The 12,133-nt window shown below is 62.3% G+C and carries 11 protein-coding genes; 4 read left to right on the plus strand and 7 right to left on the minus strand.

What is annotated here, in order from left to right; genetic code table 11:
* Positions 1–14: 14 nt before the first annotated feature.
* Both EK373_RS07160 and treF read left to right on the plus strand, forming a co-directional pair.
* On the plus strand, positions 15–2,762 hold the full coding sequence (locus EK373_RS07160) for a TonB-dependent receptor domain-containing protein (RefSeq protein WP_129642019.1): 2,748 nt from the start codon (positions 15–17) through the stop codon (positions 2,760–2,762).
* 59 nt (positions 2,763–2,821) lie between these two features.
* A complete protein-coding gene (gene treF, locus EK373_RS07165) occupies positions 2,822–4,399 on the plus strand; it encodes an alpha,alpha-trehalase TreF (RefSeq protein ID WP_269813214.1) in 1,578 nt (525 codons plus the stop codon).
* Between the two features lie 40 nt (positions 4,400–4,439).
* Here treF and EK373_RS07170 read toward each other — a convergent pair whose 3' ends face one another.
* Together EK373_RS07170 and EK373_RS07175 are read right to left on the minus strand one after the other, a co-directional pair.
* Positions 4,440–5,324, minus strand: a complete 885-nt coding sequence (locus EK373_RS07170; RefSeq protein WP_129643396.1) for a pirin family protein — start codon at positions 5,322–5,324, stop codon at positions 4,440–4,442.
* A gap of 11 nt (positions 5,325–5,335) precedes the next feature.
* The gene (locus tag EK373_RS07175) at positions 5,336–6,055 is read right to left on the minus strand and encodes a pirin family protein (protein ID WP_129642021.1); all 720 of its coding nucleotides are present in this window, start codon (positions 6,053–6,055) and stop codon (positions 5,336–5,338) included.
* A gap of 158 nt (positions 6,056–6,213) precedes the next feature.
* On the opposite strand from EK373_RS07175, the gene EK373_RS07180 reads away from it, so the two are divergent.
* On the plus strand, positions 6,214–6,714 hold the full coding sequence (locus tag EK373_RS07180; RefSeq protein WP_129642022.1) for an RNA polymerase sigma factor: 501 nt from the start codon (positions 6,214–6,216) through the stop codon (positions 6,712–6,714).
* 3 nt (positions 6,715–6,717) lie between these two features.
* Positions 6,718–7,794, plus strand: a complete 1,077-nt coding sequence (locus tag EK373_RS07185; protein ID WP_129642023.1) for a FecR family protein — start codon at positions 6,718–6,720, stop codon at positions 7,792–7,794.
* Between the two features lie 45 nt (positions 7,795–7,839).
* Here the strand turns inward: EK373_RS07185 and EK373_RS07190 are convergent, their stop codons facing one another.
* The 5 genes from EK373_RS07190 to EK373_RS07210 form a co-directional block, all read right to left on the minus strand.
* A complete protein-coding gene (locus EK373_RS07190) occupies positions 7,840–8,478 on the minus strand; it encodes a hypothetical protein (protein ID WP_129642024.1) in 639 nt (212 codons plus the stop codon).
* Between the two features lie 13 nt (positions 8,479–8,491).
* Positions 8,492–9,274, minus strand: coding sequence for a MipA/OmpV family protein (locus EK373_RS07195; protein WP_129642025.1), 783 nt, complete (start codon positions 9,272–9,274; stop codon positions 8,492–8,494).
* A 52-nt stretch (positions 9,275–9,326) separates the two neighbouring features.
* A complete protein-coding gene (locus EK373_RS07200; protein ID WP_129642026.1) occupies positions 9,327–10,742 on the minus strand; it encodes an ATP-binding protein in 1,416 nt (471 codons plus the stop codon).
* Positions 10,739–11,404 (minus strand): response regulator transcription factor, encoded by a 666-nt coding sequence (locus EK373_RS07205; RefSeq protein WP_129642027.1) that lies wholly within the window; start codon positions 11,402–11,404, stop codon positions 10,739–10,741. Before EK373_RS07205 ends, EK373_RS07200 begins: the two co-directional genes overlap by 4 nt.
* Positions 11,405–11,468: 64 nt before the next feature.
* A complete protein-coding gene (locus EK373_RS07210) occupies positions 11,469–12,077 on the minus strand; it encodes an FMN-dependent NADH-azoreductase (RefSeq protein WP_129642028.1) in 609 nt (202 codons plus the stop codon).
* Positions 12,078–12,133 lie beyond the last annotated feature (56 nt).

A 12,133-nucleotide genomic window follows, 5' to 3' on the forward strand; every position in this document is an offset into this window, starting at 1 on the left:
TAATCGGGGGATACATGCTGCGTGCAATCATCGCATCGCTGCTGGCCGTCGCGTCGGCCGGCGCGCTGGCTCAGACGAATCCAACCAGCACCGACCAGACGCGCCAGGAATTCAACATCGCCGCTCAGCCGCTGTCGCAGGCATTGCGTGAATATGCGCAACAGAGCGGCGATCAGGTCGTGTTCTATTCCGAAATCGGCAAGGGTCGTGAAGCGCCCGCTCTGAGCGGCTCCTATACACGTCAGGAAGCTCTGCAGCGGCTGCTCGAGAACACCGGCCTGAAATATCGGCGCGTCAACGCCAAGACGATCGCGATCAGCACCGACGCGCCCGCGCGCCCCGAAGCTTCCATACAACGGACGTCGATGGCCGCACCGATGCGCCTCGCTCAAGCGACGGAGACTGCGCCGGCGCCGTTGCCTCAAGCGCAAGAGCAAGGCGGCGCAGGCGAGCAAGCCCCGGCAGATTCGTTGTTCGGCGTGGAAGAGGTGATTGTCACCGGCACGGCGGTGGCCGAGCGCACCAAATTCGATTCGAGCGTCGCGATCTCCACGTTCAACGCCGAAGACATCGCGCAACAGGCGCCGTCCAGCTCCGCAGATCTGATTTCGGCGGTGCCCGGCTTCTGGGTCGAATCGACGGCCGGCACGACTCAAGGCAACGTGTTTGCTCGCGGCATCATCCAGGACGGCGGCTATCGCTACGTCGGCCTGATGGAAGACGGCATTCCGATCTATCCCGTCTTCGAGCTGTCGTTCTACAACCCCGATCAATTCGTCCGTGTCGACGACACCATCGAGCGCGTCGAAGCGCTTCGTGGCGGCACCGCGCCGATCTTCACCGCTGGCGCGGTCGGCGGCACGGTGAACTTCGTGACGCAATCAGCAAAAGATTCCGCACGCGGCTCGGTAAAGCTCGGTTTCAGCGATTACGGCATGTATCGCGGCGATGTCGCTTGGAGCGCACCGCTCGGCGACGACTGGGGCATCGCACTCGGTGGTTACTACCGCACCTCGGACGGCATTCGGGATCCGGGTTACACCGCGGATGAAGGCGGTCAGTTCCGCGTCAAGGTCGGCCGCAGCTTCGACAACGGGAGCATCGAGTTCTTCGGCAAGTACATCGACGATCGTTCGATGTTTGTCGTGCCCATTCCTTTGACCGGCAGTCCATCCGATCCGCGCGGTGTGAATGGCGCCGACGCGGGCACGTATTCCCTGCACAGCGAAGACCTGGCTCGCGCGGGTTTGCCCGTGACTGCTGCGGAAGTTGGCCTGCGGGGCTCGAATCTGGAGGACGGCATTCATCCGCAGCTCGCTACCCTTGGCGGCAAGCTCAACTGGCAGTTCAACGACACGGTCTCGATGACCAACCTGCTGCGCTATACCGACGGCGAAGTGCGCTTCGACGGCATCTTCCCGGGCGATCCTCCCGAAACAGGCGCGGATTTCGCGGCTGATCTGGGCGTGGCTGCAAATTACAGTGTGCTATCGACCGGCACGCCGTACGCAGCGAATCAGCTGGTGCAGGAGCACGGGCACTGGGTTGTGAACAAGGAATACGACGCGATTCAGGACGATCTGCGCCTGAACCTGCATCTCGATACTCATGCGGTGACGTTCGGTTTGTATGTCGCCGATTACTCGATGAAGGACGCGTGGAGTCTCGGCAATTCGCTGCTCATGGACGTGAGCGACCGGCCGCGTCGCCTTGCGCTGACCGGCGTGACTGACGCGAACGGCTTCACGAAGTACTCGACCTTCAACTTGCTCACCGACTACGACGCGATGGCGTATTCGCTGTACGCCGCCGACGAGTGGCAAGTCACGGATGCGTTGCGTTTCGATTTCGGCGTTCGCTACGACACGCAAGATATCGAAGGCACGATCCGCGCGGGCTCGCAGGAAGTGGCGCCCGGCGTGCCCACCGATCTCGACGGCAACCCGGCGACCACTTACGACCGCGGCGTTTCTTTGATCGGCGCGAATCGCAGCACCGTCGATGAGGATTTCGACAACACCGGCTTCTCCATCGGCTTCAACTACGAGTTCACGCCGCAGCACGGGATGTTCGGCCACTACACCGACTCGGCCAAGTTGCCGCACTTCGACGATGTGCGTAACGGCGTGCTGGTGAAGGATCAGGTGACGAATATCGAGCTGGGCTACAAGGCTTCGATCGAAACGCTGGTGGTGTTCGCTACGTTGTTCCAGACCGAGTTCGACAACGTGCCGTTCCAGGACATTCTGTCCAACGGCCAGACGATCGTGCGTCGGGCGGAGACGCGCACGCGCGGCATTGAGCTCGAAGGCGAGTTCCAGCCCATCGACGCGCTGGGCATTCGGTTCAGCATCACTCAACAGGATCCGACGTACCAAGGATTCACGGGCGCGGCGGCGGGCAACACCGGAAACGTGATTCGTCGCATTCCGAAGACCATGGCGCGAATCACGCCGACATACACATTCATGGACGGCGCGGCGCGCGCGTACTTCACGTATACGTACGCGGGCAAACGTTTTGCCAACGACGAGAACAGCATCGTGCTGCCGAAGTACAACAAGCTCGACGCGGGCGTGATGTTCGATGTCGGCGCCAACTGGACCTTCCAGGTGACCGGCGACAATCTCACCGACGAGATCGGCTTGACCGAAGGCAATCCGCGCACCGACGTGGGCTCGGGCGGGATCGGCAACATTTATATGGTGCGCCCGTTGTTCGGCCGCTCGTTCATGGGCTCGGTGACGTACCGTTGGCCCTGAGGATGAATTGCGATTCTTGCGCCTTGCAGTGTCCGCCGTCCCGGTTGACACTGCGAGGCATGCTTCAACGAGTTCTGAGAGTCGCTTGCATGGGTGTTTGGTTGGCTGGCGCGGCGGTCGCGTCGGCGCAGGAGGCCGTGCCCACGCCGGCTGATGTTTATGGCGAGCTGTTCAAGGACGTGCAGCTCAACGCCGTGTTTCCCGACAGCAAGGCGTTCACCGACGCTCTGCCGAACCGCCCGCCCGAGCAGATCCTGAGCGAATATCGCCAGCTCAAGGGCCAACCGGGTTTCGACCTGAAGAAATTTGTCGCCGAGCGCTTCTCGCCGCCGCCGAACGTCGCTGCCGATTTCCACACCGTCGCCGGGCAGGACGTTCGCCAGCACATCGACGCGCTGTGGAAGGTGCTCGAGCGCAAGCCCGAGGATCAACGGGAGTACACGTCGCGAATCGCGCTACCGTATCGCTACATTGTGCCGGGCGGACGCTTCAACGAGATCTACTACTGGGACTCGTACTTCACCATGCAGGGGCTGGAGGAAAGCGGCCGGCACGACCTGACCATGGACATGATCGCCAACTTCGGCTGGCTGATCGACCAGTTCGGCCACATCCCCAATGGCAATCGCAGCTATTTCCTCAGCCGCTCCCAGCCGCCGTTCTTCGCCGCGATGATCGAGCTGGCGGCCGATGAAGAAGGCGAGACGATCTACAAGAAATATCTGCCGCAGCTGATTCGCGAATATCAGTTCTGGATGGACGGCGCTGAAGCCCTGAAGGCAGGCTCCGCGCACCGGCGTGTCGTGAAGCTGCCGGATGGCACGTTGTTGAATCGCTACTTCGACGATCGCAACGTGCCGCGTGAGGAAGCTTTCAAAGAAGACGTTGCTACAGCGAAAGAGGCAGGTCCGGGTTCGCCGGAGATCTATCGCAACCTGCGCGCGGCCGCCGAGAGCGGTTGGGATTTCAGCTCACGCTGGTTTGCAGGCAAGACGCTCGCGACCATTCACACGACGGACCTGATCCCGCCGGATCTGAATAGCTTGCTGTATCAGTTGGAGCTGACGATCGCCAAGGGCTGTGAAGTCACCGCCGACCCGGCATGCGCTGCGGACATGAAAGCGAAAGCCGCGAGCAGGCAGGCGGCGATGACGAAGTATCTGTGGAATGCGAAGGCGGGCGCGTTCACCGACTATGACTGGCGGGCGAAGCGGCCCAATTCGCAAGTGACGGCGGCAACGGTGTATCCGCTGTACTTCATGGTTGCGAGCAAGGATCAAGCGAAGTCCATTGCGAACACTGTGCGTACGAGCTTGCTGAAGCCCCACGGCGTGGTAACGACTACGCTCGTGACAGGCGAGCAGTGGGATGCGCCCAATGGCTGGGCGCCGCTGCAGTGGCTGGCGATCAAGGGGCTGCAGAATTACGCAGAGGAGCAGCTCGCCGCCACGATCGCGCAGCGTTGGGTCGGGAAGAACCTGCAGGTGTTCAAGGAGACCGGCAAGCTGGTGGAGAAGTACGACGTCGTTGCGGATAAGGCCGGTGGAGGTGGGGAGTATCCGTTGCAGGACGGCTTCGGGTGGACCAACGGCGTGTTGAGGAAGTTGCTGGCGATGTATCCGAAGCTGGCGGAGTAAGAGGCTCGCCCCAACCGACACTGCGAGCCTCTTAAAACTCTTACGACATCGGCTCCGGCTTGGGCAGCGGCGGATCCTCCGGCAGCGGAATGAACTCCTGATCATCCCCGACCGGCAACTCGATCCGCCCGGCCTTCCAATCCGCCTTCGCCTGCTCGATCCGCTCCTGGCTGGACGACACAAAATTCCACCAGATGTGCCGCGGCCCGACCGCCTCGCCACCGAGCAACATCACAATCGACGGCTCGATTGCCGTGATCGACGGCATCGTACCCGGCGACAGCACCGCCATCTGCCCCGCCTCGTACTGCTCGCCTTCAATGCGAACCGAACCCTTCGCGACATAGATCGCACGCTCGCTGTACCCGCCGCACACATCCGTCGTACGCCCCGCATCCAATTCGAGATGCACATAGAACAACGGCGAATGCGTCGTCACCGGACTCGTCAATCCATAGGCCGAGCCCGCGATCACCTTGATGCTCAATCCCCTGTCCGCGTGCGACGGCAACTGATTCGCATCGAAGTGCACGAAGCCCGGCGATGTTTCTTCCACCGACTCCGGCAAGGCGACCCACGCCTGAATGCCGTGCATCGAGCCGCCCAGCTCACGAATGCTGTCGAACCGCTCCGAATGACTGATGCCGCTGCCGGCCGTCATCCAGTTCACTTCACCCGGCCGGATGGTCTGATGAAACCCGACACTGTCCCGGTGCACGATCTCGCCATCGTAGAGATACGTGATGGTGGAGAGCCCGATGTGAGGGTGCGGCCTCACATCGGTCTTGCGCGGCACATGAGGCGGAAAATTCACCGGCCCCATGTGGTCGAAAAAAATAAACGGCCCGACCATGCGCCGCTTGGTCCAGGGCAGGACCCGGCCGACTTCGAAGCCGCCCAGGTCCTTGCGCCGTGCAGGAATCATCAACTCGATCGTCACTGCCGCACTCCACTGGCTCGCTGCAGATCGAACACTATCACCTCGGCGCCGTGGCCATCAGTCAGGGACAACGCCGCCGTGTCGGTCAGCGCCAGCGCATCACCGGCGTTGAGCACGTTGCCATTCGCAGTCACCTTGCCGCGCGCCAAGTGCAAATACACCTGACGATCGGCGGCGATCGGCAACTCAACCTTCTCGTCGCCATCCAGCAAACCGGCGTACACCTTCGCATCCTGGTGAATGCTGACCGAGCCGTTCGCCCCATCGGGCGACGCGATCAGTCGCAACTTGCCGCGCTTCTCGTTCTCCGGAAAGTGCTTCTGCTCGTAGCTCGGCTGCACCCCCTTCTGATTCGGCTGGATCCAGATCTGCAGGAAATGCACCGGCTTCTCGCTCGACGGGTTGAACTCACTGTGCGTCACGCCGCGGCCCGCGCTCATGCGCTGGACATCGCCGGGACGGATGGTCTCGCCCGTGCCCATCGAATCCTTGTGCGCCAGCTCGCCATCGAGCACATAGCTGATGATCTCCATGTCCCGATGCCCGTGCGTCCCGAAGCCCGCGCCGGCCGCGACCCGATCTTCGTTGATCACGCGCAGGGCGCCGAACTCGATGTGCCGGGGGTCGTAGTAGTCGGCAAACGAAAAGGTGTGGAACGACTTCAGCCAGCCGTGATCGGCATAGCCGCGTTCGTTACTGCGTCGGATGTTCTGCATGGTCGGCTCCTCGTTTTCGATGGGGCCAAGGTACGCCGGGGCCGTCCGCGGAAATAGCACGCTCATGCGATAAATCTTATGCTCGGAGGCAGCTTTTGGCCCTGACCCCCTCATAGCCCCAGAACTCCCCAGAAGCCATCCGGGAAACGTCCGCAGACATGCCCTCCGGCCGCAGCCAACGCATCGCCGAGTGGGCCCGCCACTGGAACGCGGGCCTGACGCGCTATCTGCGCCGCCGCCTGCCCGGCCGCATCGACCCGGAGGACCTGGCGCAGGAGGTCTATGTCCGCCTGCTCCGGGTCGAGCAGATCGAGCACATCAAGGAGCCGCAGGCGTACCTGTACCGAGTCGCCAGCAACGTGGCGCAGGAATGGCGCATGCGAGCGGTGCACGCCAAGCCGCACAGCGACGCCGAGCTGGAAAGCCTGGTCGCCGCGGCCACGCCCGAATCGCTGCTCGACGACGCGCAGTTCAAGGCGCAGCTCGACGGTGCTTTACAGACGATGACACCCATGGTGCGAGCGGTGGTGTACCTGAAGCTGCGCGAGGACATGTCGCACGATGAAATCGCCGGCCATCTGGGCATCACGCCGCGGATGGTCCGCAGAATGTTGACCACCGGTTACGCGCAACTCCGCGAGCACTTCGAGTTCGATTGACGCATGCAACCCGATCAAGACAACACCCGAGACCCAGCCACGACGCACGCCCGGCAGTGCGCCGCGCACTGGCTGTCGGTGCTGTCGGATGAGAACTGCACCGAAGCGGAGCGGCAGCAGTTCTTTGCGTGGCTGAGGGCGTCGGGTCAGCACGTCGATGAGTTCTTACGACTGAGTCGGCTCACTGGGCGGCTGAACCGGCGGGAGCTGTGGCCCGAGGCCAATGTGGCGGAGCTCATCGCGGCGGCGAAGGCGAGTGGCGATGGGAATGTCACGGCGCTCGATTTTCAACCGGAGGTCATCGCAACTCGATCTGAACGCAAGAGTGTGCGATGGCCGGTTGCCGCCGCGATTGCTTGCGTGTGCGTTCTGGTGGGATTGATCGCGGGCCGGTCGCAGCTCGAGCAGTGGCTTGCACCCGAGTATGTGACTGCGGTCGGCGAACAGCGCTCGATCACTTTGGAAGACGGCTCGGTCGTCGAGCTGAACAGTCAGTCGCGACTGCGCGCGCACTTCAAACCGGACCTTCGAGCGATCGAGCTGTTGGAAGGCGAAGCGATCTTCCGGGTCTGGAAAGACCCGCACCGCCCCTTCCGAGTGCGCACCGGGGCGACAGACATTGTCGCGGTGGGCACGGCGTTCAACGTGAAGGCCAGTGACTCACGCACCATCGTGACGGTTTTGGAGGGTCGCGTGCGAGTCAACCAGCGCGATGCCGCCGAGCGATCGGCGGCGGCAACGCATAAGGCGATCAGCGAATTCGAGCTCGCGGTCGGCGATCAACTGATCGTCGCGAAGGCTCAGCCAGCAATTCGCCTGTCGCTGCGTGATACGGAGAAAGTGACTTCGTGGACGGAGCGGAGGCTGATTTTCGAAGACACGCCGCTGTCGGCGGCTGTCGCGGAGTTTGCGCGATATAGCTCACGTCAGATTCGCATCGAAGATCCGGCAATCGCCGAGAGAAAGATCAATGGCGTGTTCGATGCAACCGATCCGGCGTCGCTGGCCGAGTTCCTGAAGGCCGATGAAACCCTCAGCGTCCGCAGTGATGCCGATGATTGGACCGTAAGCTCACGCTGATTCATCGGTTACGCTGCGCATTCCGATTCCAGGCCATGCCTCAAGTCAGCGGCGCTTTGTAAGGTCGGAAATCGAAGGTCCATCAGTGCCAGTATGTGCGGCGACTAAGGCTGTCACTGACAGCTGCGGCTGGCCCAGGCTGCCGAACACCGAGCAGCGCAGGTTGTCGTGCACGATGCGAATCGACAGGCGCGGGAACACGTCGCGGCGGAGTTGCTTCACCAGCTCACAGTCTCCCGAGTCGAGCTTGAGCGTTTTGTCGCGGGACATCGAAACGGTTTTCCATTCGGCGGCAAAGCGCTCGATGTTCTCTGGCGTCGGCAACGCTTCATTCCGGACCTTTGCGAGCAACTGATCCCTGCTGGTGTGCTGAGTCACAGCGGCGATGTTCGCTTCAGTCGCTGCCACCGGCGACTCCAACGTAATTTGCATGTGCGCATCCGCCTGGTCCGTGCACCGTTGCATGACGATGGAGATCCCATCGCGCGCGCCGACGCTGCGGAGGATGGCTTCGAGGCGTCGTTGTAGCGTGTTGCAGGAGTACGCGGTCGTAGTGCCTTGATACGCGAACTCGAGTGATTGCTGGCGCCAGATTGCAGGGATGTAGTCGGGCGCGGCCGGCGCCGCAGTGCTGATCATTGGCAGCGCGATGCTGGCAAGGCTTGCCAAGGCATGTTTGATCACTCGAGCCTCCGAGTCAAAACCGATAGATCACCGCCGCATCGAACTGAAAGTACGAGTCGTCTTCGGCGATGGGGCTGTCCTTCGCGTCGCCTTGTAACTGCGCCGCCGATGCGCCGGCGGCGACGATCCAGCGTGGGCTAAGGGCGTAGACGGCGTTGACGAACAGCCGCGCGTCGCCGACGCCGCTCTGTGCCTCATACTCGGATAACCCCGATCTTTGACTTTGCTGCGGGTCGACGGCGAAAAAACTTCTCGCATACTCGTCGTCGATCCAGCGAGCAGCGATTCCGTAGTTCAGCGAGAATCGTTGCGTGACATCGGCGCGACTCTGCAATGTGAGTTCAGCGACGGTGCCATGGCCTTGATCGGCAATGTCAGTGGATACGGCTGCAGTCGCGGTTACGGGGCCGAGGTTGTACGCGCCCTTGAGTCGCGCGATGGCCGTGCGGTTCACGTCGCCGAGGCCGCGCAAGTGAGAGGAATCGGATTCATCACGCTGTGTGACATCGGGAGCGAGCGAGAACGTCAACGAGCTGTGATTGCGTCTGACCAGATATGCACCGAGCCCATCTGCATTCAGAAACCAGCGGTCGCCATAGGTGACATTGAGCGCCGGCAGCGGCAGCACTTCGACCGAGTCGCTGCCCGGGAAATCGGGCCGTGCGATCACGCCGGCGCCGGCACTGACCTGCCACGATTTGTCGTGTGCGTCGTCGTGATTTTGAGCAACCAGGGTTCCGGCGTAACAGAGGCCGACGCCGCTGAAGGTCAGCAGCGCAAGACGAGGCAGGTGCATGGCGGTCTCCCGAGGGGCGAGACCAGCATAGGGAAGGAGACTTAGCGCAGACTTAGTGCGGCGGCTGGGTTTCGGCAGCGAGTTCTTGGGAGGGCGGTGTTTCTTCCGAATCCATGGTCACCGGCTTCGCGACGGGCGGCGGTGTGACGCTCGCCGTTTCAAATCGCATCCGGGCGATCAATCCCGAGCCATCGACGCGATTGATCAGCTCCAAGCCGATGCGATTGCGATCCGCCGCGTTCTTGGCGATCGCAAGGCCGAGCCCGCTGCCTTCGGTTTCCGCGCCTTCGATGCGGAAGAAGCGGTCGAAGACACGTGGCAGCAGCTCTGTTGGGATGCCGGTGCCGTTGTCGGCGATCTCGATGGTCACCACGCCAGTGTCCCGGTGCAGCGTCACGTCGACGATCCCGCCGGGCGGTGTGTAGCGCAGAGCATTGTCGAGCAAGTTGTGAATCAAACTGCGCAGCTCGTCCTCGTTCGCGTGCACGGTCGCATCGATATCGGCCGCATAGCCCAGATCGATCTGGCGCTTGTCGGCGAGCACCATGAAATCCGCGATGGTCGACTTCAGCAGCCCATCCAGCTGAATCGCAATCGGCGGATCCGCCGGCCGCGGCGATTCCTGGCGTGCGAGGCGAAGCAGCTGCTCGACGAGACGCTTGGTGCGCGCCAGGCCGGCTTCGAGCTGCTTCAGTTGTTCCGTCGAGGCAGAGTCCGGCATCCGGGACTTCAAATTCTCCAGCTGCAAACTCATCGCCGTGATCGGCGTGCGCAGCTCGTGGGCCGCATCCTGCACGAACCGGCGCTGTGCACTGAACGCATTCCGCAAACGCGCGAGCAACGTATTTACTGCGAGCACCAGCGGCCGAATCTCACAAGGCGCATGCTCAGCCGGAAGATCGGCCAAACGATGTTCGTCCTGTTGAGCCGCTGCCCGCGAAATCAGTTCCAACCGGCGAACTGCCGGCCGCATGCCGAACCACAGGAAGCAGGCCGAGATTGGAATCATCAGCAGCACGGGCAGCGCGACCTGGAATGCCTGCGACTTCACCAGGTGACGGCGGAAGCGCAGGCTTTGTGCGCTTTGTACGGTGCGATCCGGCGACTGCAAGGTGTAAACGCGCCAGCGGGAGTCGCCGATCGTAACGTCGTGAAACCCTTGAGCAGGTTGGCGTTGCAGATCCAGTTCTGGCCACGACGTTGCGACCAGCCGATGCCTGCGATCCCAGACCTGCACGAACATGTCGCCCTTCTCGACCACGTTGTGGCGGGTGAGCGGACGCAACGTCGGCGCCGAGCCGGAAGCGCCGGCGTGCGAGTCGGCAAACAAGCGCAGCTGATTGTCCATGAAGACGCTGACCATGTTGCCGTACACGTAGTACGTCACGGTCGCCGCCACGATGGCCGCCACCACGTACAACGGCAGCAGCCAGGTCATCAGTTGTTTGCGCAGCGAATCTTTGCTCATGACGCATCCTTGCTGACGCGCCAGCCGAGCCCGCGGACGTTGCGGATCACATCCGCACCGAGTTTGCGTCGTACGCCGTGGATGAGGACTTCGACCGCATTGCTGCTGACTTCTTCGCCCCAGCCATACAATCGCTCCTCGAGCTGAGTGCGCGACAGGATCGCGCCCGGCCGTTCGAGTAGCGCGTGCATGAGACGAAATTCCTTCGCGGAAAGCAGGATCGAGGCGCCGGCGTGAGTCAGTTCGCGGCTGGAAAGATCCAGCTGGGTTTGCGCCGTGCCGATGGTGGATTGTGCGTGTCCGCCGACGCGGCGAACGATCGCTCGCATGCGAGCGAGCAGTTCCCGCATCTCGAAGGGCTTCACCAGATAATCATCCGCGCCGACATCGAGACCTTCGACGCGATCGTCGACGCCGTCCCTCGCAGTCAGCACGAGCATGGGGGTGCGATCGCCGTCCTGCCGGGCTCGCCGCAGGACTTCGAGGCCCGAGCGACGTGGCAATCCGAGGTCCAGCAACACGGCCGCATAGCCGCCCTGGGCCAGCGCATCTTGCGCCAGCACGCCGTCTTTCACCCAATCGACGGTCAGCCCATTCTCGGCCAGTGCCTGCCTCAGGCTCTGACCGATCATGTTGTCATCTTCAACCAGCAGGACGCGCATGCGCCGCACGTTCGTGGACGAACGTGCGGCTGTCAAGATGTCCGTTAGCCGATTCCACCGGCGGTTACGCCGCGCGAGGGAGCAACTCTCCAATCGCGTTGTGAGCCTGAGCCAGGCTCTTCTCGCGCGACTCCTCGCCCATGCCCAGCCCCTCGGCGAACACGAAGTTCACATCGGTGATACCGATGAAGCCCAGGAACTGCTTCAGGTACGGCGTCTGTGTGTCGGCCGCGTCGGCGTAGAAGCCGCCGCGAGTGATGAACACGTACGCCTTCTTGCCCTTCAACAAACCTTCCGGACCGTTGGCGGTGTAGCGGAACGTCACTCCAGCGCGGGCGATGTGATCGAAGTACGCACGCAGCGTCGAGGGCACGCTGAAGTTGTACATCGGCACGGCGAACACGATGGTGTCGGCGTTCTTGATCTCCTCGATCAGTGCATCCGAATACGCAGCGTGTGCGCGCTGTTCATCGGTGCGAGCGTCGGGCTGCGACAGGAAAGCCTGGAAGCGCTCGGCCGTCAGGTGCGGTACCGGATCGCTCGCGAGGTCGCGCGTGATGACGCGGCCTTCGGGATGTTTGGTCTGCCAGTCAGCGACGAAGCGCTGAGCCAGGCGGGATGACTGGCCACTGGCGCCGGCCAGGCTGGCATTGATCTGTAGCAACGTGCTCATGTGACCTCCAAATCAGCTTTGTTTTCAGTGGTCACTATTTAAGTATTGAGTAGATC

This window comes from Peristeroidobacter agariperforans, assembly GCF_004138335.1.
Classification (GTDB): domain Bacteria; phylum Pseudomonadota; class Gammaproteobacteria; order Steroidobacterales; family Steroidobacteraceae; genus Steroidobacter; species Steroidobacter agariperforans.